This is a genomic window from cf. Phormidesmis sp. LEGE 11477, from assembly GCF_015207105.1.
Lineage (GTDB): Bacteria > Cyanobacteriota > Cyanobacteriia > Phormidesmidales > Phormidesmidaceae > Phormidesmis.
This window is the reverse complement of record NZ_JADEXO010000138.1, coordinates 1-14,747: the sequence shown is the minus strand read 5'-3', so window position 1 is coordinate 14,747 and position 14,747 is coordinate 1. Positions and strand designations below refer to the sequence as shown.

Here is a 14,747-nt window from a genome sequence, read left to right as displayed (position 1 = left end):
ACCGTTCTTCGAAATGTCGTGAGAGCCACAGGTGGGACAAGTCATCTCAACTTTCATCTGCTCTACTCCTCTAGAGTCGCAACAGCTACGTCTTATTTTTCTCTATCCTTTACATTAATGCACTACCAGTTTCTCGAGTAAGGTGAGGAGGGGAAGAAAGCAAATTTTCACAATCAGAATTCAGGAAAACTGCTTCCTTTGGATGAGCTAATTGAGAGGATAGCGAAGTGCCATGGGGACTAATTTTTAGCCTGAAGTCCCTGCAAAGCAATGCTTTTAAGCTTATGGCACTTCGTTCCAAGAACCCTTCAGTTATCCCCTGTAGGATTGACCTCGATAAATCATGTGGTGCTTGGGTGCCTGAGCAGGCATCGCTGCAGGCACTCTGCGCTTGAACGGGCAGCCCATAAATTGTAATTCGGTATTCGTTTCGATGGTGTCAATAGAAGCGGACGAAGCAGTATAGCGTTGGCCGAGATAGGTTAATTGCATGGCGTAAAGTCCTCGATTTGTGTTACGGCTGAGCAACAGCAGAACGCTCGTTTGATGCGTTTGCTTGTTTCTCTTTGTTCCTATTACACAACTCGGAAGGCTACGTTAAAGGCTACGAAAGGCTGGCTTATGGCTGACTTATCAACCAGACATGTTTAAAGTAAATGCTATGCCTTGCAAGCGCACTTACAGGTCGGATTGTGCCCGTCTATTCGTGTTACTTTTTGACGTGCCTATTAAGAAGTAACACGAATAGTCAATGGATATTCGTAGGCAGCTGCAGCTAGAGGCCGAAGATTTTCAGGATCAGAAAAACAACGCCTAGGCAGACATTAACTGTATCGGAACGTCTTCCAATCCAATGTCTGCGTACGAAATATTGTGCAAATCCGCGATCGCCTTCGCTCCAGAAAGATCACCTTGGCTTGCTTTGTATTTAGCTAAACCAATCACAACTTCCCGACGCTGTATTTGGTCTTGATTCGGTATCTCGGTCGAGCTTGGCAAGGACGAAATTGCAGCAAATTCTTTCACGGCAGTTGCAGCTGAAGCGCGATCGCGTAGCTCTGCGGCCTCATCGCAGCGTAACGAGAAATTGGCCCAGTCTCCTGATTTCAGCATGTTGTTGATAAATGTCTTGGCATCGCCTGTGCCACTGGGTTGCTCCAGTTTCTTCTTGCGGTTTTGACAGGCTTTGATTAGAAATTCATCAAAATCATTTAGCCCTGGCCCCACCCACCATCGGCCAAAGCCGTGAGCAGCCATTTCCGGTCGCTTATGCCCAGGTGCGATCGCCCGCAGCTGCATTTTCGCCATTCCCGGATTACTCGCCCACAGATCGGCAAAGTCGATCTGATCCGGCGACTGCCGATAGGTCACCACACCAAATTGAAAACTCTTTTCTTCCGGTTCTTTTGTTTCTTCTGACGGTTCTCTTGAAGGTTCATGACGGATCGGGTGAGCTAGGCTGCACCCCTGTTGCACGGCTACTGCACCCCTATTGCACGGGAACTGCACCCCTATTTCATCGCTATTGCACCCCTCCTGCACGGGAACTGCACCCCTATCTTGTGCTTTTGATAGGGGTGCAGAAACTGCACCCCTCCTTTTTCGGCCTTTTTTTTGAGTCATAAACTCGTCGAATGAAGGCTTTAGCGTCGCTACCGACCAGTCGAAATAATACTCGTTGGGCGTGTTGTGAGTTGCAGGCACAGCGACAACTAGAATGCCGAGTTCCCGGAGCTGACTCATGATGTTCTGCACAGAACGTGCTGAATAGCCCGTCTTCCAGGCTATTCGACCAATAGAAGGGCGAATGCCTGTACCGTCCTCGTGGGCATGGTCGGCAAGGGCTAAAAGGATAGCCTGGTGGGGATGGGAAAATTCATGTTCCCAAACCTTCAACATTTGGCGGATGCTCATTGATTTGCGTTCTCCTTGGATCTAATTACTGGTTTATTTTTGTCAATCTTTTCTATTGCTCTGTGAAAGTGATTCGTTGGGCGATACAGATAACGAGTGGCGAGATAGAGTGCTAAGTCTTTCTCTCGCCAAAGGCAAGCGTATCTATCCACTGAATTTAAACATCCGTCTTTGTACTTGATGCCAGGAACGCTAATCGGCAGAGCCAAAGAAATCTCTTCCCTATGAGACTCATACCAAGCGATCGCGCGATCGATGTTCTCCTCTGTTAGTGATAACTGCATTTTGTTAGATGGATTCAAAACAAGATTGAAGGAGGGAAAAAGTAAAAGGGAGGCGTAGGACAGGTTGTTAGTCCAATCATTCGTGCAACCACAATCCCAGCACCGAAGGAAAGAACTACCACTAAAGCAATCTTAAATTTGGGTAGTCTCATAGGAATTAAAAAACTGCTTGATACAAGAAATCAATAGGCAGGTAAAGACTGAGAGAATGACTTAGCGGTAGAAGCAGATCAAATGGTTAATAGAAAGTAAAGATTAGAACTGTATCGCAGCTTTCTCTATCAGCGGAGAAATTGATGTAATGTTGCTAGCGACGAATGTACAGATATCACCAGGGGGTATTCCTGAAGGTTGGGTGGTTTGCTCAATATGCAGCTTGCCATACGACAAAGTGACGCTAGCTTGTATGGAATCTGAACCGAAGAAGACGCATACGACTCCAACAAGCGAGTCATATCGCTGTTCGGCAGAAGTTACGACGACTTTATGTTCACAGACCAAAGTCTCTACAGTTTCTTTTTGTAGCTCTCTCACTGGCTATCACCCCCCTTCGCAGGCATCGTTGTGACCAGCGCCATCCCATAGCGAGATTGATCGCGCTTATCCTCCTCTAGAACCTGAATGGTTGTTTCTATCTCCTTCTGGACTAGCGGTGGAATTTGATCCCAAAGTCTATTCAGCTCAGTTACTTGTAACTGCCTTAGATGCTCTGTTATTGGCTGCTCAATCTCCTGAATTACTGTAAACACTGGCAAACCGAGATTAGAGACTAGATCTGCTGCTTTTTCTAAGCGATGACCACGATCAATATGTAGAGCAAAGACGCAGTCGGCGGCTGCAATGTAAGCGTTGAAGTAATCCTTATCTGACTTAAGATGCGAAAAGTCACCTTCTCCCCACCACTGGGAAGACTCTCCTCTCTCTTGGCATAGACCATGCCAGCGGATGCCAGCTTCACCTACGTTCTGATAGAGAGCAAAATGGATACCCAATTGATAGGGGCTATTTTCCGGTAATTCTATAATTATGGGTCTAGATTCGGACGCATTATCGATCCTCTGACCCTCTTCTTCCATTTCTAATACATTGTCTAACCAGGCGATCGCATCGACTACGCAGTCAATTACGCAAGAGAACCCATCTTCTGAGCAGTAGTCATCTGCATATACAGGACCGCAGCTCTCCCAATGCCATAGGTTCTCAATGCTGTAAATCTCAAAACCAATGCCTTCATCAATCGGAAAGGGAGTGTTGATATCAGCTAATTCAGACAGCATCTGATCAACCGTAGCGCGATATGGGGTATCGCCTCGAACGGCACTCCAAGCGCGAGACAGTCGAATGATGTCGGTGTTAGAACAGCTAGAAGATAGCTGCTCTAGCTCGATGCGAATCTTAGAAGGTGTCATGTCAATTCTCAGTCCTTAGAGAGGTATTCTGTTTGAAGACGAGCAGGTTTCTTAGAGAAGCAAAGTTGTTGTGCGAAACAACCTTCAGAATCTCTGAAGAGACGCGGTTACTGTGGTTTCATTGAACTTGATAGAAACCACGCGGCAAGACTGAGGATGGTGTTTTCAGTACTGCTGTTTATTTTCTTCAAGGAAAGTGCGAGCAGTTGGAATCCCCGTAGCTTCAGCTCGGGGAGGAAAACAAGAGCGCGGCTTTAGCCGCCTGTAGTCACGCATAACTTATTGCTTCTTCTGAGTAGTTGAATTTGTTTGAGACCAAACTGCCCGATGCGTTTCCAGTTATGGTCGTACACCGAAACTTTCTTGCTTTTAGCAGTCTGGGTATAGCCGCCAACCCATCCTTTGATGAGCTGGCCTTTTGTTGAAACCTGCACCTGATCGCCAGCCCGGTAGCCGAAGGGCGTGATAGTGCCACCCTTGCGCTTACGAATTCCACGTTTAGCTGCATTGTCGAAATGCAATGCCCGACGGAAGTAAGCCGGTCGCGTGATGATATGGAACGGTGCGGGCGTGGTATCTACAGCCCCCTGCCAATAGCGCGAATCTTCACCAACACCCGCTTGTAGCCGATACTGAGCGAACTGACTAGCTGCCAGGGCAATGCCGTCTACTGCGTGAGCTGCGGGCGTTTGCGCTTTCTTGTTTTTGCATTTCACTAAGCCAAGATGTTTGCGAATTTGGCTAGTGCCGTTACCATCTTGCTGCCAGCCGTAGCGTTTTACGACAGAGCAGATGGACAAAAGTACATCCATCGCCTTGTACTGTGCTGCCATCACCGGAGAGAAGCCTTTCCCAGACCTAGCCCCCTTCCGTCCACTCGTGAGGTCTACGTCAGCTTTGACAACTTCGTAGACAATCGACTGAAGCGGAAAGACTTTTGCTAGTTCACGAATGACGCGAATCTCCATCTGCCTAGCCGCCCAGATGGACGGTGGTACTTTCGACTGACGACGGTTGCTAAACCGCTTTTGTCGATGCGCCCTGAGTGCAAACGGACTCTTTCGATGTATCCGCCGTCCCCGCCGTGCTCGTCGCTGCAACGCTCTACCGCGTACATTTTTGATGACCTTGCCGTTCTTGATGACAGCAGCCCCTAAGCGCTCCTTTACCCGCTGAAACGGCAGGACTAGATGGGCTGTGTAGAGTGTTACTTTGGCCGACTGCACCGCAATTCCTGAATAGGACTTGCCAGGGTCGCAGCCCAAGTGAATAGGCTGCACCTTTCGAGCTGACGGCTCTGCCGCCAGCTTGATGTAGTAGACGCCTGCATCATTCCAGTGGGCTGTTGCTTTGCCATCACGCACCATTCGCCTAGCGCGACTTGGCTTTGTGGGCATCGCGGGGGTGCCGTCTGGATTCTGTACTGGAACTCGTAATTGCATGGAAGATAATTCTCTTTCGAGTTGTGTGTCCCTACGAGCACCTATCACAGCATTTCTGGCCTTTACGCCACGCCTTTTAGCAGAAGGCTTAGAGATAAACCGGGCTAGGGAAATACCCGGCAGTCTGTAACAGTGATAGGCTCTGCTCTAGTCAGTGCTTAGTGAGTCCTGCCGACTCAAGCCCCCGCACTTTAGTCGGGGGTCACTGACACGTTTGAGCTAGTAAATCCTCTTTCCTACGGCGAACTCACCTTGCTTGCCGAACACGGTCCCTGCCGGGTAAGTACCGTCCGGCAAGCATGAACCCGGCGCTAGATTTGTCATCAGCGCTTGCTTGCTCGGATTATCTTTTTGAGTGAGCACCACATCGCAGCCGGTCTTCGTCTGGGTAGAATCAACAACCGTTTCTCGCTGCGTTCTGTATTCGTATCCTTGGGGGCGATGAAGCTGGACAGTCGCAATAGCGTAGTTTTGATTAAGCGCATTGGTAGCAGCCGCTGCTGCTGAATCAGATGCTTCAGCTATGAGAAACGCAGCCTGTTCTTCAGCTTCCGCTAGCGTTTCAAACGCCTTCTCTTTTGCCCACTGCGTCTGCTGCTCTTGAAACGCCGTGCTACCTAGAGTGTCTAGCAGTGGGCCGAGGCTAATTTCCTCAACCTGGAAGGCGATCTCTGTGTTTGAAGGACCAGTCAGTGTTTCAGCGCGAGGTTGTGCAGGCTGTGTGGCTAGGCGCGGAGCAAGCCACCCGAACGAGATTGCGGCCACGCTCAGGACAGACATCGCACCATCCACTATTCTGTTTGTCCAAACTGGTCTCTTCTTAGGCGGTCTGTGTTCAGGAATGGCAACCATCGTATCTCCTTCAGGCTTAGCGTCCGCCTGCTAGTAGTTTATTTTTAATCGCAGATAGTCTTCTAATCGGAACACTGTTAGAAGCCTCGTTCGCTCTCTCGCTTTTTTGATACTGGACATATAGCCTTCTTGCTAAAGGCACGGCGCATCTAGGGTTGGTTCGATGAAACCGAGGATTGAAGGGATCGTGTTCTAATCCCTCGTGGTCTGAGCCACACAGGCCACAACAGCCCATTAGAACAATATGCTCCGTTATCTTTCCCAGCGCTTCTACGACAATAGGGTCAACGCCGCCGTAAACAATACGCGGCTTTACTAGCTGGACTAGCAGCGCTTCTATGTAACTACTTTCCCTTTTTGCAATCGCGTTAAATCCAGCGGTGGCAATAACGAGGCCAAAGGCAACCCCTGCAAACAGACCAAAACAAACGCCGAAGACAAAGGCATAGCCCCAGCCAAGAAAAGCGGATAGTGCAAAGGCGATGACCATTCCTAACGCCATTAGACCCATTAGGCACAAGACTCTCATGCGGGCACCTGCTGCTGCGCTTTTAGCTGGGTATAAAACCAATCTTCTGTCTCCTCCCACGAGCGCTGCGGCTGGCCGGCGCACTCACCGCGCCGAGTACCCGGCAGACCACACCAGCAGTTGGCCGAATGTGCGACCGAGGCTCTAAAGGCATCTGGTTTTACATCAACTTTCTGGTGTAAAACCGTAATCCCTTTCTCCAATCTCCACAGAGAGCCGATCTCTGCGTACAGGCGCAGAAACCCTAAGTCTTGGTTAGCCGGACTAAACTTGTCTCCTTCGTACCACTGCGAGTATCGCTGCCGCAGCGGATACCAGGTGTAGGGCATAAACTGATACGCGCCAGCCGCTGAACTACAGCAGATGTCATCATCTCTACCACACTGCCCCGGTACACAAATGACGGTATCTGGATGATCGGCGTAGGAGTCAAATAAGCCACCGCCAAACAACGTCTTGTAAGTGTCGTCTTGCTCTCGCCCCGGCCACCAAGCGCCTTCTGCCCAGGCCACCGTCCGCATGATGGCTTTGGCAACTATCCACTTGATATCATCCGCGCTCAGTTTCTGCGGCAGTATGGGATTTGCGAACGCTGTTCCGGCACGGGCTGAAAGCGGCGAAGGGAACAGGGTTGGATAGGAGATTGCGCCAACGGTCGCTAACCCTCCTGTGATAAATAGTCTACGTTTCATTAGGTAAGTCTCCTTGTTACCGTGTGCTGGTAGCGCTTAATGACGCTGCTGCCATCAAGCCGACTGTAGTCTTCAAATTTGCCTATCCTGCCGTGTCCCTGCGTGGAGAGAATCACTGGCCAGTTGTTTTCAACAAAGCTATCTAGCTCTTTTTTGAGCCAGTCACGCACGCGCTCGTCTGGAATACGTTTTGCATCTTTAGCGAGTCCTAGCGGTGCCGAGTAGCCACCATCTCCGGCGGGCGATATCAACCCAGTGGCCACTAAGTTGATATTGTTGACCGTCTGCGGCCCGAAGCCGGTCGTTTCCTTGATGAGTTCTTGGCCGCAGATGCCCAGGCTGACCTTTTGCTCTCGCCCGCTACCAAACATATGGCGGACTCTAGAGATCGCTTCGGCAGGTGATAGCGGCTCTTCTATTTGAGAGTGCTTCGCTAGCTGGTAGTAGCTTTTCAGTTTCGCGCCCTTAAACTCAGCAGCCCAGCCAAAGAATAGATTCCATTCGTTGAAGAACAAACGAACAGGGTGAAACTCTGGCAGCCGACCGCTGGCGCTTCTCGCCGACCGCTGCGCTTCTGATGTGCGCGCTTGGTAGATTCCCCATACTCTTTTAATAGCTTCGGTGACCAACAGCATGTCTTCATCAATGCCCGGTGTCGCATACGTGACAATAGCAGGGTCACACTCGAACCCTAGCCATCTTTTTGCCTGCAAATCGATGAAGAAAAACTGCGCTCTCGGGTGAAAGGCGAGCGTCATCCTGGCAATCGCTCTTTGCAGTGTAGATTTGCCACAGCCTGATTGAGCCAGTAGATAGAAAGATAAAGGTGACTGGGCAACGCCTGGCACCACATCATCTGATGTCTGCTGGATTCGACTGCTTTCCACCCCAGTCAATTGAGGTACGCGATCTGGCTGTAGGACCGTATCGGCTGGCTGTAGGGCGGTCGCAGCAGCTCTGGCTAAGCTATAGGGCTCAGCCGAGTACCTAAACACGCCCGACTGGTCGAGCCATTGGAGCCACTGATCGCACACCGGCGGGCTGAGCGGCTCATCGAAGCGCGTTCGCCAGGCTGCAATCACTGCCGCTGGCGAATAGCGAGCGTCACTCAGCAGCTTCGAGAAGTACGCGCAGTAGCCAGGATGCTTCGTTTTCGGGCCATTGTTCACCGCCCGAAAGAAGCTGTCGAATTTTTGATATAGGTCGTTTTGAGTGGCTAGGCTAGCAGACATTTTCTAAGCCAGAATGATGTAGACAAGAAAGTAAGATAGGGTGGCCGCTAGGACGGTGTTTGCCTGCTCCGTGAGCGAGCACTGCTGCTCCCAGATATCTTGCAGCTCGCTAGAGGCATCTCCCATTCTGGGAAAATCCAGCACCAAGGCTTTTAACTTATCTAGGGCCGAGGCTTGCCTGGCGGCGCTGATGATGAATAGAAGCATGAGAATTAGCCAAACAACAACAGGCCGTGTTGCCGTTTCTATAAGCTGATAGTTCTCTTCTGGAATCTCGTACTTTAATAGGCTAATCACCGCCCATATCATGCTGTATATGAAGAACTCTCCAGGCAGCGAAAGCTTCAGCAAACTGCCACGACCCAGCGAGATCCACCGAACAGTCGGAAAAGGCTTTCTTTTCTTTTTCTTCGCTTTATCAATAATCTCCGTAACTGGCTGGCTGAGAGTCTCGTCTTCATAGCTAACGGCTTCGGCCTCAAAGGTCTGGGCATAGGCTTCTGCGGCTTGTTCAAAGCTGTCAACGGGCGGCTCAAGCGGTAGCGAGGGGGTTGCTTGCATTACTTACTCTCCTTTTAGAGCGGCGTCAGGGGTAGTGTTCGGGAAGGGAGGATGGGTTCCAGCTGCTGGATTGGGCGTTTCTAGAACGACCGTCTCTCCATTGGGGGCTTCTACGGCTTCTGAGTCAGCCGCCGTTGTGGGTGCTGTCGTGGTGGGTTCTGTGGACTCTACTGGTTGGGTTGTCTCTGCCATCAAAGGAATCACTCTATGGCCGTGCTTATACAGCAAGAACAGAAACAGGCAACCGACACAGCCACCGAAGAGGATTGCTGAGCGCATAGGCTTTCTATCTTTTACTGCGCTCTGGTTCTGCATTGTCTGGCTAGTGCCAGGGACCATACTTGAGCTGGGCTGAACAGGCGTTGTTCTTTTCGCTTGTCCTGGGAAAGTAGCAGGCGGCAGCGCGGCGATCGATCTTCCAGCTGGCGTCGCAGCCGGAGCCGCCGGAGCAGCGGGGAGCCACTGGGGGGCCTGTGCCGGCGGCGCTAACAGGGCGTTACGCAGCTCGGTAAACGAACCGGGCGCAATCACTTCGCCGGGCGCTGTTTCATACTCGATATGAAAGGCTATTTTGACCATGCGTCCTCCAGGTATGACGTATCTTCCTCTGACACCAGGGGATCACAGGCCAGCAGATCATCATCTAGGAGTGTCGGCTGTGAAGGCAAAGGAGGGCTATGCCGTACGGCTGGCTCGGTGCGAGCAGCGTTCGGTTGCTCGCTTAGCGCCGTTAGATAGGTTTGTAGCGCGGCCACCTTGGCTTGGGTGGCTCTGGCTTCTATTCGCGTTTCTTTTGCTTCTACTGCCGCAGCCCTTAGCGCTGCGTTCACATCGGCTAGCTTTCTGGCGAGCTCGCCCTGACTTTCTCGGCTAACGCGCAGCTGGGCAGTCAGCTCAGACTGAAGCACATTCGCCTGCTGCAGCGATCTGCTGATCCGCGCAGCTGACTCATTGGCTCCAGGGGTATCTTCTAGGCACCGAATTCCTACATACGCGAATGCGCTTGATGAAGACACAAAGGTCACCCAGGCCCAGTCGATTCTGCCTGCTAGCTTTACGGTTAGAAATAGGGTGGTGGTCGCGGCGACTGCTGCCACGGGAACGGCATAGATAAAGTAGCTGAGGTTCGGATTTGGCGGGGTCCTTAGCGTCTGGGGCCGTAATTCTGTAGTAGAAGAGCGGACTTTGAGGCGGGGAAACCAGTTAGCAATTTTCACGGGCCGGGCCTCCTGCGATTGTTTTTCTGGGCGCGGGTCTGTTGAGCTGAGGCGCGGCTGGGGTGTTTGCCCAGGCCAGTACGTCAAAGGCTTCAACGGGTTGCTCATCTCTGCCACCGGGCGAAACGAGAAAGCTGGAGAAGCGCTGTTGGAAGGCTTCGTCTTTTGCTTCTTGCTGCGCGATCGCTGTCACGACGGCGTGCATCTCTACTTGCTCTGGCAGACAGCCGGTTTGCCGGTATGACTGCACGGCGGCTTTGATCAGCGCTCTAAATTGCGCTTTTAACTGCGCTCTTTGAAACTCTTCTGTTGCAACTTCTGCAAAGATCGACTGAATGAATGTCGATTGAGAGAGATGATCGTCTGGCGTAGATGGAATAGTGCCAGGGGTACCGGCTTTATTGCTGGCAGTTCGATTTTGATACTGGGCTGAGGCTCTTTCGGCGGGGCTAGGCATGGTTGTTCCTCTCTAATTCTTGGTAGTGGGCGTCGGTGAGTTGTCTAGCTGACTTGAGCGTTTCTCCTGCTTGCACGAAGCTGGCGAACAGGCAGATAGCTTCTAAGTCTTCTATTGAATAGCGGTCTTGGATGAAATCGAGTGCGGACCTCCAGTTATAGAAAGTGGTTGTCGAGACTTTTCTGTTCAATCGATCAGCTACCCACTGACGTGCTGAATCGACTTTCAGTCCTAGTTCAGCCTCCACAGGGCTCTCAAATGCACGGAATCTCGTGGTTGGGTGAATGTCCTCTGAATGCTCGGTGAATGATGGCTGAATCATGGCTGAATGAACAGTGAATGATGGCTGACTGTCTGCTGAATGTTCAGCGGTGAATCACCGCTGATTCAGGGCTGAACATGGACTGAATCAGCGGTGAACGTTCAGCCCATGTTCAGCGGTAAACAAGATATGAACAGAGGCTGAACATCTAGTTTGGAGTTAGGGGCATCTACCGCTAATCAACCGTTTCTCCTAGTGCCGCATCGCTCTTCTTATTGGAGGCAAAGCAAGTAAAGTGCTCAGTTAGAGATTCGCGGTTTTCAGCATTCGAGACAGTGACCACCGCTGTCTGAATGCCTTTAAGCGACAGGATGAGCGCAGGCTTGCCCACTGCTTTAGTCAGCCGCCAGAGCTGTGCGCCGACACGTTGGGTGAGCTGATGCTCTTGATCGAAAGCAACAAACTCTTGCCAGAGTGCTTTGGATTCATCAAAGAGTCCCTGGCTAGTCAGTTGTAGTTCGGCTAGCGGGGTGTTTTGGGTCTGGGCAATAGAGTGATTGTTATCAGCGTTATCAACGCCTGGGCTCGGCTGGCGAACTTCTTGCTCGATTAGCTGGGCAATTGTTTGTTTAGTCATGGATAAGAGCTTCCTTTGATGAGACTGGATAGTTTTGGGGGTCATTTCAGACCTTCGTAAATCGTTGGTAAAAACTGAGATCTGTTTTCTGTTGAAGTTGGCTTTGTTGTCGGTGAGGTTAGCGTGCGCTCAGAGCTAGCTCCGAGGACTGTTAACTATGTGCAGGTAGATTGGTCTTTATCCGCACAGGGCAGCGGCGACACACGGCGCATCTGTTCCCCAGCCCTACAGTCTTTCGGTGTATTCAGTTGTCGTGAAACTTGAGAGAATGCTATTGGTTCTCGATGGCTTCGAGGATGACGGCTTGCGTGGCTGGGTCGATAGCGATCGCACGAGCAGAGTCAGGCGGAGTAAACTCTTCGGTAGTGGCAGTCGGCTGGCGGTTGAGGAATGCGGACGTGAGCAGGCAAAGGGCGATCGCACTCAACAACAGGCTGAGGCTAGTAGGACGGGTGAACAGTCGGTTAGACATAGGCCATATCTCACTGAGATGGCTGACGAGGCGCATGGAGCTGCTCGAATGATTGCAGCGCTCCTAGTAAACGCAGAATGCGATCGCTCATCGACCCGTCAGGATAGCGGCGGCATAGCTCGTCAGCTACAGATGCTCGCAGGCACACGGCAATCTCTTCGGTAGCGGTGGCATCCGCCATCTGCATCTGGGCGATCGCACTCTGTGGCTCTACAATCTGCCGCGATCGCATGAACCGAAAAACAGCGACAATCTGCTGGGCTCGCTCTGGAGTCATAGGAGTACCGCCGTGTGGACTAGGCAGATCGGCAAATTCCAACGCTTTGGTAATAGCTATTAGCTGAATGGTTTTTGCGCCCGTCTGTTCGGCGAGCTGGTGAAGTTTCACGATGAAAAATGCTCCTTGAACTGTGTGAGCAAGGTTTGCGAAATGCGGGAGGCGAGCCAGTCACAGGCTTCGTTTAGGCTCAAGCGAGCGCTACAGTCAGCCATCAGGAACTCGCGAATTTGATTGGGTGAAGTTCTTTTGGCTTTGTAATGGGCTAGCTCTGTGAGGACAGCCTGTTGGCGACTATTTAGCAATCGCCCGTTGAGCTTTTCTAGAAAGTCGGGGTGACCGAATTCTTCACGCAGCAGGCGAATGTAGCCGCGAATGGTGCGCTCGTGCCGATTGAGAGCAGTGGCAACCTCTGTGACTTTGGCGTAGCCGTCGTCGATGCAAGTAGCAGTGGCGTTCAGGCTTTTGGCAACAGTGGGTTGGGTCATGGTGTAAGGGTGAGCAAAGGTATCTGGGCAGGAGATGGGCAGCAGTGCCGCGCTGCATCCGTGGATCTATAGCGGGAAATGAAAAGAGACTAGCGCTGTGAGTGAGCGGTGAGGGCGAGCGGCCTTTCTACAGGACGCTCTGTGATAGGAAAGCTGCGTTCGGCGTTGGTATCGAGCAGAGGAGCCAGCTGACTGGCCAGTAGGGCGGCTGCATCTGATAGCAGGGGATGGAGGCGATGCCAGCATTCGGGCGGGTCGGCGGTACGTAGGACGCTAGTGGCGATTTCTAACGCTTCATTGAGGGACGCGATCGCGCTGAGTTCTTGCTCATAGTCAGCTGCTTCCTCTGGGGTGAGGTGGGCTAGGTCTAGGGCAGTGAGGTTTCGGGCGATCGCATCTAGGTCTGGACTGGTATAGCTTGAATGCATTCTCTGCATCTTCGTATTGAGAGTCATAGAAGAGACTTTGTAGCTACAAAATGATACTAGCTCAAATTAACTCAATTTGAGTCATAAAAAATATAATTGAGTAGAAAGGCTGTATCTTGCCTATATATGTAAGTATTGGAGTTGGACTAGACAGCTATGAAAATGCCGAGATATTCCCTCGATCTATCTGAAGATGATAAGAAAAGAATTGAGTCCTGCCGGACAGATCTCAGTTGGCGAGAGTTGAGTTTCGGCGCAAAATTAAAAGTCTTAGTCTTAGAAAAGCTTCAGGCGTACGAAGATGAGAAAAAAGCTGAAGGCATAAAAGATTTTGGTGTTGAAGAAGAGAATTGATAAACATTAAAGAACCGAAGAAAATAGTTCCACAAACTATTACCGATAGGTCACTAGCTAAACTAGGTGCGCTGTTGTTACCAGTTTATTACTAGGCCCTGGAAACTATAGAAGTAAGAGACGTTGAAACGCTGCGTGTGCTTACAGAAACCATCTAGACGACAGTTTTCGTAGAGCGCGTGGCCATACGGCCTCCACTCAAAACTGCCACCTACCTTTGCGATACTGATTGCTGAGAGTGCGCGAATGATCGCAGATGCACAGAAGGAAAGAGCCCTTTATAATCTGAACGCGGTAAGCAAAGATCTTCTGTTTTGACATCTTCCAGATGCGGTTGGCTTCACTGTTCCAACCAACAAGACTATTCGTGTTACTTTTCGCACAATCAAAAAGTAACACGAATAGCTAAACTGCTCACAACTTATAAGGAGGACGACGTTAAAGGCGATTAGTACGGCAGAAGCTGGAGCACTGTGATCTGATTGTGATCGTTACAGGTTACAGGAATCATTCGTTGACGCACGCGGTGTTTGGGCTGAAGGCATCAGGGGCGCTGTCAGGGGAGGTCGTGCTGCTTAATTTTCGCGGTAAGAGCGGCGTTGTGCGGGAGGTATTGCGATACTTTGTGACAAACTTTGAAGATATAGCGTAGGCTATTGATAGCGGTTGCTGAGGCCGCTATGGTTATGCTTAACGCCTTCAAATTCTGAGGGGGTCTTTTGAACCTTGAAAACCGCATTCTTCCGTTGACCCCCTCAGATGCCTTGCTATATGGTAGTTTCGGGCCTTTTTCTAGCACGTCAATTGAGAGCCAGTATCAATTGCAGCTCTTGATTTTGACCCCCTCAGATTTGGCTTCTGAAGCCTTTGCTACGGTAGGCTTACAAAAGCAGGGTGTTCAAATTCCATTACCCCGCAAGGGGACGGAAACACCGTCAGATGGTGTGGTTAAAAGGGACAAAATCTCGTTCAAATTCCATTACCCCGCAAGGGGACGGAAACTAGCTGGCGCTTTGCCTCCTGCTCGATTACATTGAGTTCAAATTCCATTACCCCGCAAGGGGACGGAAACTTTTCATGAACTGGGTAGTCGCTTGCAGATACAATCGTTCAAATTCCATTACCCCGCAAGCGATTATGTTTGCTGTCAAGGGTGGTTGAGTAATTTTTCAGAAGAAAGTGAGCTGTTCAAGCTTGCTTTCTTCTCTCTTTTGGTCTGTTGTTGTCAAAAATAAGCAGG

At 50.8% G+C, this 14,747-nt stretch carries 20 protein-coding genes and 1 CRISPR repeat array; of the genes, 1 reads left to right on the top strand and 19 read right to left on the bottom strand.

The window, feature by feature from the left end:
* Nucleotides 1–312: 312 nt before the first annotated feature.
* The 19 genes from IQ256_RS25275 to IQ256_RS25185 form a co-directional block, all read right to left on the bottom strand.
* On the bottom strand, nucleotides 313–492 hold the full coding sequence (locus IQ256_RS25275; protein ID WP_193858471.1) for a DUF4278 domain-containing protein: 180 nt from the start codon (nucleotides 490–492) through the stop codon (nucleotides 313–315).
* Nucleotides 493–813: 321 nt separating this feature from the next.
* Complete coding sequence (locus IQ256_RS25270) at nucleotides 814–1,914, bottom strand: helix-turn-helix domain-containing protein (protein WP_193858470.1); 1,101 nt, start codon at nucleotides 1,912–1,914, stop codon at nucleotides 814–816.
* Entirely contained in the window at nucleotides 1,911–2,198 is a 288-nt protein-coding gene (locus IQ256_RS25265) for a hypothetical protein (RefSeq protein ID WP_193858469.1), read from the bottom strand. The genes IQ256_RS25270 and IQ256_RS25265 overlap by 4 nt, the downstream gene beginning before the upstream one ends.
* A 530-nt stretch (nucleotides 2,199–2,728) precedes the next feature.
* On the bottom strand, nucleotides 2,729–3,607 hold the full coding sequence (locus IQ256_RS25260; RefSeq protein ID WP_193858468.1) for a hypothetical protein: 879 nt from the start codon (nucleotides 3,605–3,607) through the stop codon (nucleotides 2,729–2,731).
* 254 nt (nucleotides 3,608–3,861) lie between these two features.
* Entirely contained in the window at nucleotides 3,862–5,049 is a 1,188-nt protein-coding gene (locus IQ256_RS25255) for an RRXRR domain-containing protein (RefSeq protein WP_193858467.1), read from the bottom strand.
* 219 nt (nucleotides 5,050–5,268) lie between these two features.
* The gene (locus IQ256_RS25250; RefSeq protein ID WP_193858466.1) at nucleotides 5,269–5,901 is read right to left on the bottom strand and encodes a hypothetical protein; all 633 of its coding nucleotides are present in this window, start codon (nucleotides 5,899–5,901) and stop codon (nucleotides 5,269–5,271) included.
* A 16-nt stretch (nucleotides 5,902–5,917) separates the two neighbouring features.
* On the bottom strand, nucleotides 5,918–6,430 hold the full coding sequence (locus IQ256_RS25245) for a hypothetical protein (protein WP_193858465.1): 513 nt from the start codon (nucleotides 6,428–6,430) through the stop codon (nucleotides 5,918–5,920).
* The gene (locus tag IQ256_RS25240) at nucleotides 6,427–7,122 is read right to left on the bottom strand and encodes a hypothetical protein (RefSeq protein ID WP_193858464.1); all 696 of its coding nucleotides are present in this window, start codon (nucleotides 7,120–7,122) and stop codon (nucleotides 6,427–6,429) included. Before IQ256_RS25240 ends, IQ256_RS25245 begins: the two co-directional genes overlap by 4 nt.
* Complete coding sequence (locus IQ256_RS25235) at nucleotides 7,122–8,354, bottom strand: hypothetical protein (protein WP_193858463.1); 1,233 nt, start codon at nucleotides 8,352–8,354, stop codon at nucleotides 7,122–7,124. Before IQ256_RS25235 ends, IQ256_RS25240 begins: the two co-directional genes overlap by 1 nt.
* A gap of 3 nt (nucleotides 8,355–8,357) precedes the next feature.
* Complete coding sequence (locus IQ256_RS25230; RefSeq protein ID WP_193858462.1) at nucleotides 8,358–8,915, bottom strand: hypothetical protein; 558 nt, start codon at nucleotides 8,913–8,915, stop codon at nucleotides 8,358–8,360.
* Nucleotides 8,916–8,918: 3 nt separating this feature from the next.
* Nucleotides 8,919–9,494 carry a hypothetical protein gene (locus IQ256_RS25225; RefSeq protein WP_193858461.1) on the bottom strand — a complete coding sequence of 192 codons (576 nt, stop codon included), beginning with the start codon at nucleotides 9,492–9,494 and terminating at the stop codon, nucleotides 8,919–8,921.
* On the bottom strand, nucleotides 9,482–10,132 hold the full coding sequence (locus IQ256_RS25220) for a hypothetical protein (protein WP_193858460.1): 651 nt from the start codon (nucleotides 10,130–10,132) through the stop codon (nucleotides 9,482–9,484). The genes IQ256_RS25225 and IQ256_RS25220 overlap by 13 nt, the downstream gene beginning before the upstream one ends.
* On the bottom strand, nucleotides 10,119–10,589 hold the full coding sequence (locus tag IQ256_RS25215; protein WP_193858459.1) for a hypothetical protein: 471 nt from the start codon (nucleotides 10,587–10,589) through the stop codon (nucleotides 10,119–10,121). The genes IQ256_RS25220 and IQ256_RS25215 overlap by 14 nt, the downstream gene beginning before the upstream one ends.
* On the bottom strand, nucleotides 10,582–10,911 hold the full coding sequence (locus IQ256_RS25210) for a hypothetical protein (RefSeq protein ID WP_193858458.1): 330 nt from the start codon (nucleotides 10,909–10,911) through the stop codon (nucleotides 10,582–10,584). Before IQ256_RS25210 ends, IQ256_RS25215 begins: the two co-directional genes overlap by 8 nt.
* Nucleotides 10,912–11,086: 175 nt before the next feature.
* A complete protein-coding gene (locus tag IQ256_RS25205; RefSeq protein WP_193858457.1) occupies nucleotides 11,087–11,488 on the bottom strand; it encodes a hypothetical protein in 402 nt (133 codons plus the stop codon).
* Between the two features lie 271 nt (nucleotides 11,489–11,759).
* The gene (locus tag IQ256_RS25200) at nucleotides 11,760–11,960 is read right to left on the bottom strand and encodes a hypothetical protein (protein WP_193858456.1); all 201 of its coding nucleotides are present in this window, start codon (nucleotides 11,958–11,960) and stop codon (nucleotides 11,760–11,762) included.
* Nucleotides 11,961–11,970: 10 nt separating this feature from the next.
* Entirely contained in the window at nucleotides 11,971–12,348 is a 378-nt protein-coding gene (locus tag IQ256_RS25195; RefSeq protein WP_193858455.1) for a hypothetical protein, read from the bottom strand.
* Nucleotides 12,345–12,725, bottom strand: coding sequence for a hypothetical protein (locus tag IQ256_RS25190; RefSeq protein WP_193858454.1), 381 nt, complete (start codon nucleotides 12,723–12,725; stop codon nucleotides 12,345–12,347). Before IQ256_RS25190 ends, IQ256_RS25195 begins: the two co-directional genes overlap by 4 nt.
* Nucleotides 12,726–12,814: 89 nt before the next feature.
* Nucleotides 12,815–13,180 (bottom strand): hypothetical protein, encoded by a 366-nt coding sequence (locus IQ256_RS25185; protein WP_193858453.1) that lies wholly within the window; start codon nucleotides 13,178–13,180, stop codon nucleotides 12,815–12,817.
* A 129-nt stretch (nucleotides 13,181–13,309) separates the two neighbouring features.
* Between IQ256_RS25185 and IQ256_RS25180 the strand changes: the two genes are divergently transcribed.
* Nucleotides 13,310–13,507 (top strand): hypothetical protein, encoded by a 198-nt coding sequence (locus IQ256_RS25180; RefSeq protein ID WP_193858452.1) that lies wholly within the window; start codon nucleotides 13,310–13,312, stop codon nucleotides 13,505–13,507.
* Nucleotides 13,508–14,403: 896 nt separating this feature from the next.
* Nucleotides 14,404–14,650: a CRISPR direct-repeat array (repeat unit 35 nt; unit sequence GTTCAAATTCCATTACCCCGCAAGGGGACGGAAAC).
* Nucleotides 14,651–14,747 lie beyond the last annotated feature (97 nt).

Coding starts and splice junctions, on each gene's coding strand:
- IQ256_RS25275 (WP_193858471.1), bottom strand. CDS start 492: ATGCAATTAACCTATCTCGGCCAACGCTATACTGCTTCGTCCGCTTCT.
- IQ256_RS25270 (WP_193858470.1), bottom strand. CDS start 1,914: ATGAGCATCCGCCAAATGTTGAAGGTTTGGGAACATGAATTTTCCCAT.
- IQ256_RS25265 (WP_193858469.1), bottom strand. CDS start 2,198: ATGCAGTTATCACTAACAGAGGAGAACATCGATCGCGCGATCGCTTGG.
- IQ256_RS25260 (WP_193858468.1), bottom strand. CDS start 3,607: ATGACACCTTCTAAGATTCGCATCGAGCTAGAGCAGCTATCTTCTAGC.
- IQ256_RS25255 (WP_193858467.1), bottom strand. CDS start 5,049: ATGCAATTACGAGTTCCAGTACAGAATCCAGACGGCACCCCCGCGATG.
- IQ256_RS25250 (WP_193858466.1), bottom strand. CDS start 5,901: ATGGTTGCCATTCCTGAACACAGACCGCCTAAGAAGAGACCAGTTTGG.
- IQ256_RS25245 (WP_193858465.1), bottom strand. CDS start 6,430: ATGAGAGTCTTGTGCCTAATGGGTCTAATGGCGTTAGGAATGGTCATC.
- IQ256_RS25240 (WP_193858464.1), bottom strand. CDS start 7,122: ATGAAACGTAGACTATTTATCACAGGAGGGTTAGCGACCGTTGGCGCA.
- IQ256_RS25235 (WP_193858463.1), bottom strand. CDS start 8,354: ATGTCTGCTAGCCTAGCCACTCAAAACGACCTATATCAAAAATTCGAC.
- IQ256_RS25230 (WP_193858462.1), bottom strand. CDS start 8,915: ATGCAAGCAACCCCCTCGCTACCGCTTGAGCCGCCCGTTGACAGCTTT.
- IQ256_RS25225 (WP_193858461.1), bottom strand. CDS start 9,494: ATGGTCAAAATAGCCTTTCATATCGAGTATGAAACAGCGCCCGGCGAA.
- IQ256_RS25215 (WP_193858459.1), bottom strand. CDS start 10,589: ATGCCTAGCCCCGCCGAAAGAGCCTCAGCCCAGTATCAAAATCGAACT.
- IQ256_RS25210 (WP_193858458.1), bottom strand. CDS start 10,911: ATGATTCAGCCATCATTCACCGAGCATTCAGAGGACATTCACCCAACC.
- IQ256_RS25205 (WP_193858457.1), bottom strand. CDS start 11,488: ATGACTAAACAAACAATTGCCCAGCTAATCGAGCAAGAAGTTCGCCAG.
- IQ256_RS25200 (WP_193858456.1), bottom strand. CDS start 11,960: ATGTCTAACCGACTGTTCACCCGTCCTACTAGCCTCAGCCTGTTGTTG.
- IQ256_RS25190 (WP_193858454.1), bottom strand. CDS start 12,725: ATGACCCAACCCACTGTTGCCAAAAGCCTGAACGCCACTGCTACTTGC.
- IQ256_RS25185 (WP_193858453.1), bottom strand. CDS start 13,180: ATGACTCTCAATACGAAGATGCAGAGAATGCATTCAAGCTATACCAGT.
- IQ256_RS25180 (WP_193858452.1), top strand. CDS start 13,310: ATGAAAATGCCGAGATATTCCCTCGATCTATCTGAAGATGATAAGAAA.